Genomic DNA, 15413 nt, shown 5'->3' on the forward strand with positions numbered 1-15413 from the left:
ATGAGTACCACAGCTGAAGTTCCGGCTCTCTCGAACTCGGGCGGCAACGTGCCACTGATCGAGCTCAAGGACGTCGGTAAGCAATACGGAAACATCATCGCGCTCAAGGGAATCAACCTGCGCGTCGGTGCGGGTGAAGTGACCGGTGTGCTCGGTGACAACGGCGCAGGCAAGTCCACGCTGATCAAGATCATCGCCGGTCTGCACCAGCAGAGCGAAGGTGAACTACTCGTCGACGGCGAACCGACAACGTTCCACTCGCCTAAAGAAGCGCTTGGCAAAGGCATCGCGACGGTCTATCAGGACCTCGCCGTTGTTGCGTTGATGCCGGTGTGGCGCAACTTCTTCCTCGGGCAGGAACGGCGCAAGGGTGGTCTGATCAAGTCGCTCGACGCCAACGCCATGCGCGCGACGACTCTTTCGGAACTGTCGAAGATGGGCATCGAACTGCCTGACGTCGACGCACCGATTGGTAGTCTCTCCGGCGGTCAGCGTCAGTGTGTTGCCATCGCCCGCGCCATCTTCTTCGGTGCCCGCGTGCTGATTCTCGACGAGCCGACAGCAGCGCTCGGCGTCAAGCAGTCGGGAATGGTGTTGCGCTACATCACCGCTGCCAAGGAACAGGGATTCGGCGTCATCTTCATCACGCACAATCCGCACCACGCGTACATGGTCGGCGATCACTTCGTGCTCCTCAACCGAGGCAGGCAGAAGCTCGACGCCAAGTACGACGACATCTCACTCGAAGAACTGACCAAGGAGATGGCGGGCGGTGACGAGCTCGAGACACTGACCCACGAGCTTCGCCGTTAGATCAAAACCTCGCGACTACAGCCTCGGTTCGAATCGAACCGAGGCTGTAGTCGTTTCGTCAGAGGATGGTCGTCGGCCGAACCCCGAGGCCGGAATGCATGTACGCCTCGTCGATCATCGTCATGTTGGCTACCGCGTCGCCCGGTCCGATCGGCAGCGCCGAGACCCCGGACAGATGATCGGCGAACGCTTCGAGTTGCCAGGTGTACGACGACTTCGTGCCCAGCTGCTCGATACTCGTGCGCCCATGGACAGTGACGGAGACACGGTCGTCGACGTCCGGCTGGAGGAAGTTGTGCACCAGGACGTCTCCGTTGGATCCGAAGACCCGGAAGGTGAAGTGGTACTGCTCGTCCAACATCGTTGTCACAACGGATGCCCGCGCTCCGCCGGGATACTCGAGTTCGATGTCGAACCACGAATCGACCCCCGGAGCGTATTCCTCGTGGCGGGTCCCGGTCACCACTGGCGCACCACCACAGACGTCACTCAGCATCCGGGAAGCATGTAACCCGTAGCAGCCCAGGTCCATCAGTGACCCGCCTGACAAGGCGAGCTCCCACCGCGGGTCGTTCTCGGATGGTTTGGGCATCCGCAGTACGGTTTCCACCCGAGTGACCGCGCCGACTGTGCCGCTCCGAACCACATCCAGCAGGCGCCGGTTCACCGGATGAAAGAGGTAGTGGAACCCCTCGAGCAGCGTCACTCCGCTCACGCGCGCTGCCTCGGCTACAGCACGCGCTTCCACCGCGTTGCTCGAAAACGGTTTCTCCGTCAGCACGTGCTTGCCGGCCTGAACGGCGGCGAGATTCCACGGTCCGTGCAGGCTGTTGGGCAGCGCGTTGTAGACGACGTCCACCTCCGGATCCGAGATCAGCTCGGCGTACGAACCGACCACCCGTTCGATCCCATGCTGGGCTGCATAGGCTCTGGCCCGCTCGGGGCTGCGTGCGGCAACGGCCACCAGGCGGTGCCCGGTGGCCGTTGCAGGTTTGATCATCGCGTTCTCGGCGATGCGTGAGGCTCCCAGAATGCCTATCCGCAGCGGGGCAGGTGTCACAGAACCGACCGCAGATACTCGACGCTCGCTCGCACATCGCGCACCGGTCCCTCGTCGGACGGAGCCTCGGTCAGAATGGTGTCCTGCTCGAGCACGTACCATCCGTCGAAACCGTGGCGCTGCAATATGGCTGTGACACCGGCGATGTCGACGTCGCCGCCACCGAGTGGACGGTACATTCCCGCCTTCACGCCGTCGGTGTAGGTGAGCTCACCACTGCGAACGCGTGATGCGAGGGCATCGTCGACGTCCTTGAGATGCACGTGGGTGATGCGCTCGGGAGCTTGACGCGCCAGGTCGACCGGATCGGTGCCGCCGATCAACAGGTGGCCGGTGTCCAGGCACAGTGGGATGGCCGAGCCGTCGAGCACTCGCAGGACCTCGTCGCGCTGCTCGATCATCGTTCCGACGTGAGGGTGGACAACTGCCCTGATTCCACGCTCGGCGGCGGCGTCGGTGAGGCGATCGAGATTGTGCAGCAGGGTTTTCCAACTCTGCTCGTCCAGTTCTGGGCGTGAATCGTAGCCGTCGGAACCCGTCGCGGCGGCCAGAACCAAAACCTCGGCACCCGAGGCGACAAAACCGTCGAGGATGGGGGAGATGCCGGGTACCGGATCATGATCGTCATCGTGCAGCAGTACTGGTGCAAACCCGCCGACTGCGCTCAGGTCGTGATCCGCGAGCACCTTGGCCATTTCGGCGGGTGCTGTCGGCAGAAAGCCCTCCGGTCCGATTTCCGTTGCCGCCAGACCGACTTCGCGCATTTCCCGGAGGACTTGCGCAGGGTCGAGTTGGTAGCCCCAGCCCGGGACTTCGCACACGCCCCAGGAGATCGGTGCGCCGGCGATGCGAGGAGTGCTCATGTGTGTGCCTCATTCTTGTCGTGAAGGAACAGATCTTTGACTTCGGTGATCGTGACGGGCCGACCCTCGCGCAGAGAGTGCGTTGCAGCTTCGGAGATCCACGCCGACTCGACCGCATCTGTGGGCGTGCACGGTGATTCCCGACGCCCGGCGACAACGCCGAGGAATGCTTCGAGTTCCGCACGGTAGGCGGACGTGAAGCGGTCCATGAAGAACGTGTACGGCTCCTTCGAGGGGAACGATGTTTCGGGGTCGAGAGAGCGGAGTGGCAAGCGGTCGTCCAGCCCGGCAACGACGGAGTCCGCCGAGCCGAGTACCTCGAGTCGGCAGTCGTAGCCGCGGCCGCTGTAGCGGGTATTTGACACGACCGCGATGGTTCCGCCTTCGAAAGTGAGAACCGTTGCGGCGGTGTCGACGTCACCGGCATCGGCGATCCCGCGATCACCCTGATTCGAGCCGGTGGCAAAAACCGTGGTGACTTCGCGGCCGCTGACCCACCTGACGATGTCGAAATCGTGGATCGAGCAGTCGCGGAAGATGCCGCCGGAGTGTGCGATGTACGAGATCGGCGGGGGAGCGGGGTCGAGGGTGGTCGATCGGAGAGTGTGGATCCAACCGAGTTCTCCAGATCGAACTGCGTCGTACGCCGCCACAAATGACGGGTCGAATCGGCGCTGAAATCCGATCTGTACTGGTACCGACGTCTGCTCGGCAGTCGCGAGGACACGAACCGAGGATTCGATCGAGTCGGCTACCGGCTTTTCGCAGAACGTCGGGATGTCTCGGCGGACAGCGGCTTCGATCAGGTCGGCGTGCGAACTCGACGACGCGGCGATCAGAACGCCGTCGATGCCTGACGCTAAAAGCGCGTCGGGATCGGCAGCGGACTCCACGTCGAGTTCGCTTGCCACGTCCGAGGTTCGACGTGCGTCGACGTCGGTGACAACCAGTGCGTCGACGCCGTCCGTCGTCAGCAGGTTTCGGGCGTGGTAGCTGCCGATTCGTCCGAGGCCGATGACTCCGATACGAGCGCCCATCAGTCCAGCCCTCCGAAGACGTTCTGGTCCCAGTCGATGATCGAACCTGTCACGACTCCGCTGCGATCGGAGAGCAGGAAGACGACGAAGTCGGCGATTTCGTCGACCTGTCCGAGCTTGCCCATGGGGAGGGTGCTGCCCGCACGTTCCTGCCAATCGTCACCAGCGTCGTGAAAAGCTCTCTGCGTGAGGTCTTCTCCCTCGGTCTGTGTCCACCCGATGTCGAGACCGTTGATCCGGATACGATCCCAGCGATGCGCATGGGCGGCGTTGCGGGTCAGCCCCGCCAGCCCGGCCTTCGCTGCCACGTACGGCGCGAGATACGGTTGCCCGCCGAGTTCGGACGTGGAGATGATGTTGACGATGGACCCGGGGACCGCACGCTCGCGCATGTCCTTGACGGCTGCCTGCATCGTGAAGAACGGACCGCGAAGGTTCACCGCGATGTGCTGGTCGAAGAGTTCCTCGGTGGTGTCGAGCAGCGTGCCGCGCGAGGTGAGTCCGGCGGAATTGACGAGGGCATCCACGCGGCCGAAATGTGAGATCGTCTCGGCCACGCTGGCGAGCGCGGAATCGGTCTGCGCCACATCGGCTTCGATGAAGTGGGTTCCCGAAAGTTCTGCCTCGAGAGCCTTTCCGACGTCCGGGCGTCGGCCGGTGAAAGCCACCTGAGCGCCCTCACGGACTGCGGCGCGTACGACGCCGGCGCCGACGCCTTGCGAGCCGCCACTGACCAGTACGACGGTGTCGGCTAGGAGTGCGGGCCTGGTTACGCCCGGCGGAGAAGTCATGGGTTTAGTCTGGCTGTGACGAAGACCTCGAGCAACAGCGAAAAACCATCAAATATCCATCATCGTGAGGTAGTTGTGGCGCATCGATTCAAAGTACGGGAGATCGCTCAGCAGTCGGGCCTGAGTGAGGCCACCGTCGACCGGGTGCTCAACGACCGTCCTGGAGTTCGGGAGGGCACACGATCGGAGGTTCGCCAGGCGATCACGGACCTGGAACGTCAACGCTCGCAACTGAAACTGGTCGGGCGCACGTTCATCGTCGACGTCGTGTTGCAAACCCCCGCAAGGTTTTCCGACGCCGTCCGTGACGCGCTCGAGGACGAACTGCCGACCCTTGCGCCTGCTGTCGTTCGTTCCCGGTTCCACTTTCGTGAAACCGGTTCGGTCGAAGCGATGACGTCGACGCTCGACAAGATTCGCCGACGCGGATCCCACGGAGTCATCGTCAAGGCTCCCGACACTCCGGAAGTCGTGGCGGCGATCGACCGGTTGGTGGCGGCAAAGATTCCGGTCGTCACGTTGGTGACCGATGTTCCCGGTAGCAGGCGAGCCGCCTACATCGGCATCGACAACCGAGCCGCCGGAGCCACCGCCGCGTACTTGATCGATCAGTGGCTGAGGGATCGGGACGGCAACGTGCTGGTCAGCATGAGTAGCGGATTCTTTCGCGGGGAGGAAGAACGGGAGATGGGATTTCGATCCGCCATGCGCGTCGCGGCTCCGCATCGACGGTTGATCGACATTCCGAACAGTGACGGTCTGGATCAGACGAGTAGGAAACTGGTGCGAGCGGCACTCGAATCCGATCCGCAGATCCGGGCTGTCTATTCGATCGGTGGTGGCAACCTGGCCACGGTCGACGCGTTCGAAGAACTGAACCGGGAGTGCAGTGTCTTCATCGCCCACGATCTCGACGGTGACAATCGAAAGTTGCTGGGGGAGAGGCGAATATCAGCGGTGCTCCACCACGATCTGCGTGCGGATGTTCGCACTGCCTGTCAGGTGGTCATGAAAGAACACGGCGCCATGGGCGCTCACTTCGGCTTTACGACGTCACCGGTTCAAGTCGTGACACCGCTCAACATGCCCCCGACATAGCTGTGCGCGGTTAAGGAGTCCGGAGACTCCCTAACCGCGCACAGGGCCGAAGGCCTGACTATCGAGCGAAGAGCAGAGCTCGCTTGACTTCCTGAATTGCCTTTGTCACCTGGATGCCGCGGGGGCATGCGTCGGTGCAGTTGAACGTGGTGCGGCAACGCCACACGCCGTCCTTGTCGTTCAGGATGTCGAGACGCTCGGAAGCAGCCTCGTCACGGCTGTCGAAGATGAACCGGTGTGCGTTGACGATGGCAGCGGGACCGAAGTAGCTGCCGTCGCTCCAGTACACGGGGCACGACGTGGTGCAGCATGCGCAGAGGATGCACTTTGTCGTGTCGTCGAAACGAGCACGGTCGTGCTGGCTCTGGATGCGCTCACGAGTGGGCTCGTTGCCACTGGTGATGAGGAACGGCTTCACGGCGCGGAATGCGTCGAAGAAGGGTTCCATGTCGACAACCAGGTCCTTCTCGACGGGCAGGCCCTTGATGGGCTCGACCGTGATGGTGACCGGCTTGCCGTCCTTGGGCAGCATGTCCTTCATCAGCAGCTTGCAGGCCAGACGGTTCACACCGTTGATCCGCATGGCGTCCGATCCACAGACACCGTGTGCGCAGCTGCGACGGAACGTGAGGGTGCCGTCGAGGTAACCCTTCACGTACAGCAGCAGGTTGAGCAAACGGTCGGTGGGCAGTGCCGGGACCTGGAAACTGTCCCAGTGCTGGCCCTCGCCCGATTCGGGGTTCATCCGCGCGATCTTGAGAGTGACCATGACGGCCCCCTCGGGAACAGCGGGGAGTTTGGGTGCATCTACAGCAGGCGCAGACATCAGTACTTACGCTCCATCGGCTCGTAGCGGGTCTGGATCACCGGCTTGTAGTCCAGACGGATGTCGGAGAGCAGGCCGTCACCCTCCTTGTACGCCATCGTGTGCTTCATGTACTCGGCGTCGTTGCGATCCGGGAAGTCCTCACGAGCGTGGCCGCCGCGCGATTCCTTGCGGTTGAGGGCGCCGACGACGGTGACCTCTGCCATTTCGAGGAGGAAGCCCAGCTCGATGGCCTCGAGCAGGTCGCTGTTGTAGCGCTTGCCCTTGTCCTGGACCGTGATGTGGTTGTAGCGCTCCTTGAGAGCACGCACATCCTTGAGTGCCTGGGTGAGGCGCTCTTCGGTGCGGAAGACGGAGGCGTTGTTGTCCATCGACTGCTGCAGCTCGGTGCGGATGTCCGCAACGCGCTCGTGGCCGTGATCGGACAGGATGACGCCGACCCAGTCTTCGACCATCGCAGCCGGGGTTTCCGGCAGGTCGACGAACTCGGTGGAGTTCGCGTACTCGGCGGCAGCGATGCCGGCGCGGCGGCCGAACACGTTGATGTCGAGGAGCGAGTTGGTGCCGAGGCGGTTTGCACCGTGCACGGAAACGCAGGCACATTCGCCGGCGGCATACAGGCCCTTGACGACCTCGTCGTTGTTGCGCAGAACCTCACCGTTGATCTTGGTGGGGATACCGCCCATGACGTAGTGGCACGTCGGGTAGACGGGCACGGGCTCCTTGACGGGGTCCACGCCGAGGTAGGTGCGCGAGAACTCCATGATGTCGGGGAGCTTCTCGTCGAGAACTTCCTCGGGGATGTGCGTCACGTCGATGTAGACGTAGTCCTTGTTCGGGCCGGCGCCGCGGCCTTCCAGAACCTCGAGGACCATCGAACGGGCCACGATGTCACGCGGAGCGAGGTCCTTGATGGTGGGGGCGTAGCGCTCCATGAAGCGCTCGCCGTCGGCATTACGGAGAATGCCACCTTCACCACGGACGGCTTCCGAGATCAGGATGCCGAGACCGGCGAGTCCTGTCGGGTGGAACTGGTGGAACTCCATGTCCTCGAGGGGCAGGCCCTTGCGGAAGATGATGCCCATGCCGTCACCGGTGAGGGTGTGCGCGTTGGACGTCGTCTTGTACATACGTCCCGAGCCGCCGGTCGCGAAGATGATCGACTTGGCGTGGAAGATGTGCAGCTCGCCGGTCGAGAGCTCGTAGCAGATGACACCGGTGGCAACCGGGCCGTCCTCGGTCTCGGTGATGGCGATGTCGAGCGCGTAGAACTCGTTGAAGAACTCGACGTCGTGCTTGACGCAGTTCTGGTACAGCGTCTGCAGGATCATGTGACCGGTGCGGTCGGCTGCGTAACACGCACGGCGGACGGGTGCCTTGCCGTGGTCACGCGTGTGGCCACCGAATCGACGCTGGTCGATCTTGCCTTCGGGCGTGCGGTTGAACGGCAGACCCATCTTCTCGAGGTCGAGCACCGCGTCGATGGCCTCTTTGGCCATGATCTCGACGGCGTCCTGGTCGGCGAGGTAGTCGCCGCCCTTGACGGTGTCGAAGGTGTGCCACTCCCAGTTGTCTTCCTCCACGTTCGCCAGTGCGGCACACATGCCGCCCTGGGCCGCGCCGGTGTGGCTGCGGGTGGGGTAGAGCTTGGTCAGTACGGCCGTGCGGGCACGGGGGCCAGCTTCGATTGCCGCACGCATGCCTGCGCCGCCGGCGCCGACGATGACCACGTCATAACGATGTTCCTGCATGAAGTCTGTGCTCCCCTAGCTCGCCGAGATATTGGGGTCGAAGGTGAAGATGACGTACGTGCCCAGGCCCATGATCAGGATCATCGAGAGAACGAGGATCGTGGTCAGCCAGAAGCGCGTGGAGTCCTTGCGGGAGTAGTCCGCGATGACCGTGCGCAGGCCGTTACCGCCGTGCAGCTGTGCCAGCCACAACATCGTCAGATCCCAGAACTGCCAGAACGGGCTGGACCAGCGACCTGCGACGAATGCGAAGTTCAGACGGTGAACGCCACCGTCGAGCATCAGCATGATGAACATGTGGCCCAGGACCAGAACGATCAGGGCGACGCCGGAGAAGCGCATGAACAGCCATGCGTACAACTCGAAGTTGTTCCGAGCCTTCGCGCGCGGGGACCGCGGGTTGTCCAGGCTTGCGGGACGGTCGTATGAGGTGCCCAGGCTCTTGGCTTCGGGTCCGTGAGTAGTCGCCATGTCAGTGCTCCGCAAACATGTTGATGAGGATGCGTCCGGCGCCTGGGATCATCACCAGGAACCAGATCGTCAGAATGGTCCAGAGCATGACGCGCTGGTACTTCGGGCCCTTCGACCAGAAGTCCACCAACATCACGCGCACGCCGTTGAGGGCGTGGTAGAGGACTACGCCGACGAGGCCGATCTCCATGAGGCCGACGAGGGGGTTCTTGTACGTGTCGATGACGGCGTCGTACGTATCGGGATTGACCCGAACGAGTGCCGTATCGAGAACGTGTACGAATAGGAAGAAGAAAGTAGCGACGCCTGTGATCCGGTGTAGAACCCAGGACCACATTCCGGGGTCGCCCCGGTAAAGCGACCTCGTGCGCTCCTTCTGAGGAGCGGCTTCAGTCGTAGTACTCATCGAGTGCTGTGCCTCCAACGTCATTGGTGGACGCGTCGAGCCTGCAGAGAGCTTCGATGTACCTCAGCCCGGGCTCGACGGGATCCTGAACCGACTTGACTCAGACTCTAAACCTATGTGAAACCGGGAACTAATCAGATGCGGGATTCGTACGCGTACCAAACTCTTTGTAAGGTTTGCCTTTCCAATCTCACCTAGTCGGTTTCGGCGTGGTTTCTGCATCCATTCAGTCGGCGTGATTGGATAACGAACCATGGGTGACATCGACTGGAAGTTGTTGCGGCACAACGCGCAAGTGGTCATGCGGCAGGCTTATGCACCGTACTCGGGCTATGCAGTGGGTGCAGCTGCCCTGGTAGACGATGGTCGGATCGTCTCAGGATGCAATGTGGAAAATGTCTCATACGGTTTGAGCCTGTGTGCCGAATGTGGACTCGTCGGTAACTTAGCCGCCACCGGGGGCGGGCGGCTGGTTGCCTTCACGTGCTGCGACGCGAAGGGCTCGATTCTGATGCCATGCGGCAGGTGCAGACAGCTTCTTCTCGAGCACGGCGGGGGTGAGATGCTTGTCGACACGAGCAGTGGGTTCAAGCCGCTGAGCGAGCTGTTGCCTGATGCTTTCGGGCCGGAACAAGCAGAGGGGCTCCGCCATGTTTGACGCAGTTTCCATCATCGGCGCCAAGCGTGACGGCCGCGAGTTGTCGGGAACCGAGATCGACTGGATAGTTCAGGCGTTCACTGAGGGGGTCGTCGGCGACGAGCAGATGTCGGCGCTCGCGATGGCGATCTATTTCCGAGGAATGTCACGAGCAGAGACCGGCCGATGGACCGAGGCAATGATCGAATCCGGCGGGAGGATGGACTTTTCGGACTTGCCGCTGCCCACCGTCGACAAGCATTCGACCGGTGGTGTTGGGGACAAGATCACCCTTCCGCTCGCACCCCTCGTCGCGGCATGTGGTCTTGCAGTCCCGCAGTTGTCGGGACGCGGACTCGGCCACACCGGCGGAACTCTCGACAAGCTCGAGGCCATTCCAGGTTGGCGAGCCGAGCTCACGGCGACGGAGATGGTCGACATTCTCGCGGACCCGAAAATCGGCGCGGTGATCTGCGCTGCCGGAGCGAACCTGGCCCCCGCCGACAAGAAGCTCTACGCGCTGCGCGACGTGACCGGAACGGTGGAATCCATTCCGCTGATCGCAAGTTCGATCATGAGCAAGAAGATTGCCGAGGGAACCGGCGCCCTGGTGCTCGACGTCAAAGTCGGTTCCGGAGCGTTCATGAAGGACCTCGGCGACGCGCGAGAGTTGGCACGCACGATGGTCGAGTTGGGCAACGACGCCGGCGTTCGTACAAGTGCTCTCATCACCGGGATGGACACCCCGCTGGGATTGACGGCTGGCAACGCTCTCGAGGTGCGTGAATCCGTCGAGGTGCTGGCAGGCGGCGGGCCGTCCGACGTCGTCGAGCTGACCCTGGTCCTGGCTCGGGAGATGCTGTCCGCGGCTGGGATCGACGGTATCGACCCCGCAGACAGACTGGCCGACGGCACGGCCATGGACCGGTGGCGCGCGATGATCGCCGCACAAGGTGGGGACCCACACGCGACGCTGCCGGTGGCCCGGCACAGCGACGTCGTCACCGCGGACCGAGACGGCGTGCTGACCCGACTCGACGCCATGGCGGTGGGCATCGCGGCCTGGAAGCTCGGAGCCGGACGCGAACGACAGGGCGAAGCCGTTCAGGCCGGTGCCGGCATCGAGATGCACGCGAAGCCCGGCGACGTGGTCCGCGCCGGACAGAAGCTGATGACACTGCACACCGACACTCCCGAGAGATTTGATCCTGCGCGGCGGAGCCTCGGCGGAGGCTGGTCGATCGGGGCCGATTCCGACACCGTTTCGCGACCGTTGCTCATCGAGCGAATTGTGGGTGATTCGCGTTAGCGTTGGCGAATGAACGCACCGGAGTTGACCACGATCCGCAGCGCACCCAAAGTTCTTCTCCACGATCATCTCGACGGAGGACTCAGACCCGAGACTGTCCTCGAACTGGCCGAGCAGTGTGGCTACGACGAGCTGCCGGCGACTACGGCATCCGAACTCGCGCAATGGTTCCGAACTGCCGCTGACAGCGGATCGCTCGAGCTCTACCTCGAAACGTTCGCGCACACAGTCGCCGTGATGCAGACTCCCGAAGGGCTCGCGCGGGTCGCGCGCGAGTGCGCCGAGGATCTGGCCGACGACAACGTCGTCTATGCCGAAATCCGTTTTGCGCCCGAGCAGCACCTGGAACAAGGCCTGAGTTTGGACGAGGTCGTCGAGCACGTTCTCGAAGGTTTCCGGGCCGGCGAATCCGCTGCCAGGGTCGCGGGACGGGAGATCCGAATCGGGTGTCTTCTCACGGCGATGAGGCATGCCGCCCGGTCACGAGAGATCGCCGAACTCGCTGTGCGATTCCGGGACCGCGGCGTCGTCGGTTTCGACATCGCCGGTGCCGAGGCCGGTAACCCGCCGAGCCGGCACCTCGACGCCTTCGAATACATGCGTGATGCGAACGCCCACTTCACGATTCACGCGGGTGAGGCGTTCGGGTTGCCGTCGATCCACGAAGCCATCGCCTTCTGTGGAGCGGATCGGTTGGGCCACGGCGTGCGGATCGTGGACGACATCGACGTAGGTGGCCAAGGTGGGGCAGAACTGGGTCGACTCGCGAACTACGTCCGTGACATGCGCATTCCCCTGGAACTGTGCCCGAGTTCGAACGTGCAGACCGGAGCGGTAGCCGCCCTGGCGGACCATCCGTTCGGACTGTTGGCGGACTTGCGCTTCCGCGTGACCGTCAACACTGACAACCGGCTGATGAGCGACACCAGCATGAGCCGGGAAATGGCCGCGTTGGTCGAGACCTTCGGTTACGGCTGGACCGATCTGGAACGCTTCACCATCAACGCGATGAAGTCGGCCTTCATCCCGTTCGACGAGCGCCTCGCGTTGATCGACGACGTCATCAAGCCGGGTTACGCCGTGCTCATCGGCTAGCTGACGTGCACCCGACTACTCAGATCGCAGCCGGGCCTCGAACTCACGCTCGAGTTCGCGCCAGGCCTCGGATTCCTTGGTGAACGGCGCACTCGGAGCCATCCGCGACGGATCGGGGTTGAGGAGGTACGAGACGTACCAACCCAGCTCGTTCGACGCGGACAGAGCCTCCTCGGTGGAGTCGTCGTCGGCGAAATCCGCTGCATCGGTGAACAATTCGACGGCAAGTTCCAGTTGCTCGGCATCGACGACGTCCGGGCCCTGGGCGAGGTCGTCGGCGATACCGGGCAGAACGTAGACGTTCTCGTCCGTGACTTCGATTTCGAGTGAACCGTCGACGGCAGCATTCTGAATTTCGCCGTACGTGCTGACCTGCGAGAGATCGTGTTCGTGGTTGTCGGCGAGGTAGCGGGCGAGTGCGCGCTCGCTACGGAAGACGGTGATCAGTCCGTCCTTGCCGAGGAAGATCGCCTGATCGCCCATGTAGCAGCGCAGAGTGTAGAACGTCTCGGCTGAGGTGATGATGCGGATCGGGTCGACACCGACCTCGCCCCAGAAGGTCTCGACTTCGTCTTCCTCCTCGTCGAGGTCGTCTTCGTCGAATTCCTCGTCCTCGCCCTCCTCAGCGACATCGTCGGCGTCGACGGTGTTCTCGGCGGCAGCGAGCAGTTCAGCTTCGGCGACCGCGACGGCAGCTGCGTCGACCTTCGGGGAGGTGACCACCTTGTCGATGGCGTCGAGAACGGCGTCCCAGTCCTTGACGATCGCAGCGCCGACCTGGTCCCACAGCTCCAGGCCTTCGCGACCTTCGAAGGTGCCGGCGCCGGTCGCAAGCGCGCCGAGTACCGGATGGCCGCTGAAGAAGCGGATGACCGCGTCCAGTTCGCACACCTCGCCGATGTTGCGAGCCATGTTCAAGGTGTCTTCGAGTTCCGAGACCGCCAGTGCCTCAGGGTCACCTGCGGCCAGTTCCGGCACGCCGACGAAGTCGAAGGTGAAGTTCTCTTCCGGTTCGAGCTCGGCTGCCGACAGTCCGGAGACGACGGCCCACGCCGGATGCTCGACCAGGTCGTTGTCGGAGTCCGTTCGGATGAAGGCCGCGAGTTCTGCGACGGAGGAGAACCCGTACAGGTCTTCCTCATGGCCGAGGAACGCTTCCCACTCGTCGTCGCCTTCGCGCCAGCGGGGTGCCCACAAAGTGACGAGGTCTCCGTCGGTGAGTCCGATTTCGATAGGGACGATGTCTCCAGCCATGGGCGGAAGCCTATCCACCGCAGAGCGAAAGGCATAGCGGGGGTTCGTCACGTTTGTTTCAGTGCCACTCGGAGCTCACTGACCAGTCGCTCTCGTTCGTCGTTGGACTGTCGAACTGCCTGGTGAATTGTTGCCACCGTCAATGCGGCCACAGTGCGAGAATTCATCGTGGTGATTGCGTCGGTAATCCGTAGATCGACCAGAGCGCCCAGCCCGTCGACAGTCGCCGTGACTATCCCACCCTCGCTCGAGACGACTGCCCGCAGAGCGCCGACCCCGTCGACGGCGTCCTGCAAGAGTCCGGTCCGGTGTTTCGCCAGCTCCATGATTCGATCAATCTCGCTCATATCGAACGCATCCAGCTCGACGGAAGGATCTGGCCCTCGGCGGCATCGACATCGGCCAGTTCGTCTCGGGTCGCGAGACCGAGCCGATCGAGGATCGCTGCCGGGACTCCGGTCTCTTCGAGCTCCACACGATGGCGGGCGCCGGCCTCGATTGCTGCTTTCGAGCACAGTGTGAGTATCTGTTGCGCCAACCGTTCCCCGCCGTACCGCAGTTCCTCCTGGCTGATCCGCAGGTCCACGGGAATGGCGTGTTCCGTGGCGCGGACCGCGATGGTTCCAGCGCGGTTGACGGAGACGGCTGTGATGATCGGCGGTGATTCCCGCATGTTCTCGTTCATGTTTCCTGTCATTCTGTCGGACGGTAGAAACCGTGAAAGCCCATGCCGCTGTTCGTGGTTCGGATGGCGCTGATTTCGACTGGGTCGCCGGCTTCGATCATCTGGCCGCCGCCAATCACCATCGCGACGTGGCCGTCCCAGACCGCGAGGTCGCCCGGCATCAGATTGTTCTGATCGACCTGGTTCCCGATTCCCTGTTCCTGAGCCAACCTCGGAATATCGACTCCGGCCTGGCCGTACGCCCATTGCGTCAGACCACTGCAGTCCAGACCGACTCCGGGTGTCGTGCCTCCCCAGGCGTACGGGACACCCTGTTGAGTAAGCGCGTTGCGTACGGCAGCAGCGGCCTCGGCGTTCGGTGCGGTGGCAATCGAGCCGTCGGGAAGTTCGACCTCTACTCCACCGACGGAACCAGAACCACCGACGGAACCGGAACCACCGACGGAACCGGAACCACCCACCGAACCGGAGACTCCAGGTGCGGGATCGGGTATCGGGACGGACGGGACGAGTGCGGACATCTTGTCGGTCGACCCCGCCAGCTCACCGCGTACCCGCTCGATAACCGATACCGCGCGTCCGAGGTGCTCCAACGCGGCCGACAACAACATCAATTGGCCCGTCGGTGTCATGAGCGTCGGCCCGGCCTTGATCGCGAGTGTCAGAAACGACTGGAGAATCTCACCGAGTTCGGTCATTCCCGCGTACACGGACGTTGTTGCTTCGTCCACGACGCCGGCGATGTCGTTTCCACGATCGGCGAGGTTTCGCGTCGACGTCTGCGTCTGCTCGGTTTTGGTCACCGCAGCGGTGAGGGCCGTGGACGAGCTCTGAGAGGACGCCAGTTCGCTCAGAGCAGCGCTTCCCAATTGGTATGCGATCTCGAGGGCGTCCGTAGCGATTCGGATGCCGACGTCGGGTCCACTTGCGCTGGGGACGCCAGTCCCGACAATGTCGACCAGATCGATGATCGGTCGTGCGAGTGCGTCGACGTCGATCATGAGCGTGCGGCTTCAGCGAGAGTCGTTCGTACCGATTCCTCGGAGTCGAGATAGACGGCGTGAGCGTCGCGGGTGGCTGACTGGACGCTGGAGATCACAGCGGACAGTCGATCGATGTCGTCGATGTGCGCTTGCTGTGCTCGGCTCGCGACATCGACGAAGTCGCCGCCGATCAGCCCCAGCACAGTGGACAGAGCCAAGTGATCGCCACCCGCCGCGTCCTGTCGCGCTTGCGCGACGTTGTCGGCAACAGTGCCCAACCGCGTGGCGAACTCCGCGATGCTTTCAGTGTCCAGATCCAGATTTGTCAACTTGT

General features: G+C 62.9%; 18 protein-coding genes. 5 read left to right on the forward strand and 13 right to left on the reverse strand.

Features of this window, described 5'->3' with window-relative positions; genetic code table 11:
- A complete protein-coding gene (locus tag AC3WQS_RS06975) occupies positions 1 to 813 on the forward strand; it encodes an ATP-binding cassette domain-containing protein (RefSeq protein WP_492712123.1) in 813 nt (270 codons plus the stop codon).
- Positions 814 to 871: 58 nt separating this feature from the next.
- On the opposite strand, the gene AC3WQS_RS06980 is transcribed toward AC3WQS_RS06975, so the two are convergent.
- The 4 genes from AC3WQS_RS06980 to AC3WQS_RS06995 are packed head-to-tail and all read right to left on the reverse strand — an operon-like array spanning position 872 to position 4564.
- Positions 872 to 1873, reverse strand: coding sequence for a Gfo/Idh/MocA family protein (locus AC3WQS_RS06980; protein WP_080909717.1), 1002 nt, complete (start codon positions 1871 to 1873; stop codon positions 872 to 874).
- Entirely contained in the window at positions 1870 to 2736 is an 867-nt protein-coding gene (locus AC3WQS_RS06985; protein ID WP_029254998.1) for a TIM barrel protein, read from the reverse strand. The genes AC3WQS_RS06980 and AC3WQS_RS06985 overlap by 4 nt, the downstream gene beginning before the upstream one ends.
- Positions 2733 to 3773: a Gfo/Idh/MocA family protein gene (locus AC3WQS_RS06990; protein ID WP_172933438.1), complete on the reverse strand. Its 1041-nt coding sequence runs from the start codon at positions 3771 to 3773 to the stop codon at positions 2733 to 2735. The genes AC3WQS_RS06985 and AC3WQS_RS06990 overlap by 4 nt, the downstream gene beginning before the upstream one ends.
- Complete coding sequence (locus AC3WQS_RS06995; protein ID WP_019747690.1) at positions 3773 to 4564, reverse strand: SDR family oxidoreductase; 792 nt, start codon at positions 4562 to 4564, stop codon at positions 3773 to 3775. The genes AC3WQS_RS06990 and AC3WQS_RS06995 overlap by 1 nt, the downstream gene beginning before the upstream one ends.
- Before the next feature lie 75 nt (positions 4565 to 4639).
- Here AC3WQS_RS06995 and AC3WQS_RS07000 point away from each other — a divergent pair, with 75 nt between their 5' ends.
- Positions 4640 to 5662, forward strand: coding sequence for a LacI family DNA-binding transcriptional regulator (locus AC3WQS_RS07000; protein ID WP_092763737.1), 1023 nt, complete (start codon positions 4640 to 4642; stop codon positions 5660 to 5662).
- Positions 5663 to 5720: 58 nt separating this feature from the next.
- Here AC3WQS_RS07000 and AC3WQS_RS07005 read toward each other — a convergent pair whose 3' ends face one another.
- The 4 genes from AC3WQS_RS07005 to sdhC are packed head-to-tail and all read right to left on the reverse strand — an operon-like array spanning position 5721 to position 9116.
- Complete coding sequence (locus AC3WQS_RS07005) at positions 5721 to 6488, reverse strand: succinate dehydrogenase iron-sulfur subunit (RefSeq protein ID WP_003940925.1); 768 nt, start codon at positions 6486 to 6488, stop codon at positions 5721 to 5723.
- On the reverse strand, positions 6488 to 8239 hold the full coding sequence (gene sdhA, locus AC3WQS_RS07010; RefSeq protein WP_019747692.1) for a succinate dehydrogenase flavoprotein subunit: 1752 nt from the start codon (positions 8237 to 8239) through the stop codon (positions 6488 to 6490). Before sdhA ends, AC3WQS_RS07005 begins: the two co-directional genes overlap by 1 nt.
- A gap of 15 nt (positions 8240 to 8254) precedes the next feature.
- Positions 8255 to 8710: a succinate dehydrogenase hydrophobic membrane anchor subunit gene (locus AC3WQS_RS07015; RefSeq protein WP_003940699.1), complete on the reverse strand. Its 456-nt coding sequence runs from the start codon at positions 8708 to 8710 to the stop codon at positions 8255 to 8257.
- A 1-nt stretch (position 8711) separates the two neighbouring features.
- Positions 8712 to 9116 (reverse strand): succinate dehydrogenase, cytochrome b556 subunit, encoded by a 405-nt coding sequence (sdhC, locus tag AC3WQS_RS07020; protein WP_020969155.1) that lies wholly within the window; start codon positions 9114 to 9116, stop codon positions 8712 to 8714.
- A gap of 253 nt (positions 9117 to 9369) precedes the next feature.
- Here sdhC and AC3WQS_RS07025 point away from each other — a divergent pair, with 253 nt between their 5' ends.
- Genes AC3WQS_RS07025 through AC3WQS_RS07035 form a run of 3 tightly spaced genes read left to right on the forward strand, consistent with a single transcriptional unit; the run spans position 9370 to position 12157 of the window.
- Entirely contained in the window at positions 9370 to 9774 is a 405-nt protein-coding gene (locus AC3WQS_RS07025; RefSeq protein WP_019747693.1) for a cytidine deaminase, read from the forward strand.
- Positions 9767 to 11062 (forward strand): thymidine phosphorylase, encoded by a 1296-nt coding sequence (locus tag AC3WQS_RS07030; protein ID WP_092763735.1) that lies wholly within the window; start codon positions 9767 to 9769, stop codon positions 11060 to 11062. Before AC3WQS_RS07025 ends, AC3WQS_RS07030 begins: the two co-directional genes overlap by 8 nt.
- A gap of 9 nt (positions 11063 to 11071) precedes the next feature.
- Positions 11072 to 12157 (forward strand): adenosine deaminase, encoded by a 1086-nt coding sequence (locus AC3WQS_RS07035; RefSeq protein ID WP_042951360.1) that lies wholly within the window; start codon positions 11072 to 11074, stop codon positions 12155 to 12157.
- 15 nt (positions 12158 to 12172) lie between these two features.
- Here the strand turns inward: AC3WQS_RS07035 and AC3WQS_RS07040 are convergent, their stop codons facing one another.
- Genes AC3WQS_RS07040 through AC3WQS_RS07060 form a run of 5 tightly spaced genes read right to left on the reverse strand, consistent with a single transcriptional unit; the run spans position 12173 to position 15408 of the window.
- Positions 12173 to 13411 carry a SatS C-terminal domain-containing protein gene (locus AC3WQS_RS07040; protein ID WP_020969158.1) on the reverse strand — a complete coding sequence of 413 codons (1239 nt, stop codon included), beginning with the start codon at positions 13409 to 13411 and terminating at the stop codon, positions 12173 to 12175.
- Between the two features lie 47 nt (positions 13412 to 13458).
- Positions 13459 to 13758, reverse strand: coding sequence for a YbaB/EbfC family nucleoid-associated protein (locus AC3WQS_RS07045; protein ID WP_021332523.1), 300 nt, complete (start codon positions 13756 to 13758; stop codon positions 13459 to 13461).
- The gene (locus AC3WQS_RS07050) at positions 13755 to 14108 is read right to left on the reverse strand and encodes a hypothetical protein (protein WP_021332524.1); all 354 of its coding nucleotides are present in this window, start codon (positions 14106 to 14108) and stop codon (positions 13755 to 13757) included. The genes AC3WQS_RS07045 and AC3WQS_RS07050 overlap by 4 nt, the downstream gene beginning before the upstream one ends.
- Positions 14105 to 15097, reverse strand: coding sequence for a C40 family peptidase (locus AC3WQS_RS07055; RefSeq protein ID WP_243617097.1), 993 nt, complete (start codon positions 15095 to 15097; stop codon positions 14105 to 14107). The genes AC3WQS_RS07050 and AC3WQS_RS07055 overlap by 4 nt, the downstream gene beginning before the upstream one ends.
- Positions 15094 to 15408, reverse strand: a complete 315-nt coding sequence (locus AC3WQS_RS07060; protein ID WP_020969162.1) for a type VII secretion target — start codon at positions 15406 to 15408, stop codon at positions 15094 to 15096. The genes AC3WQS_RS07055 and AC3WQS_RS07060 overlap by 4 nt, the downstream gene beginning before the upstream one ends.
- Between the last annotated feature and the right edge of the window lie 5 nt (positions 15409 to 15413).

This window comes from Rhodococcus sp. FW305-130, from assembly GCF_058788335.1.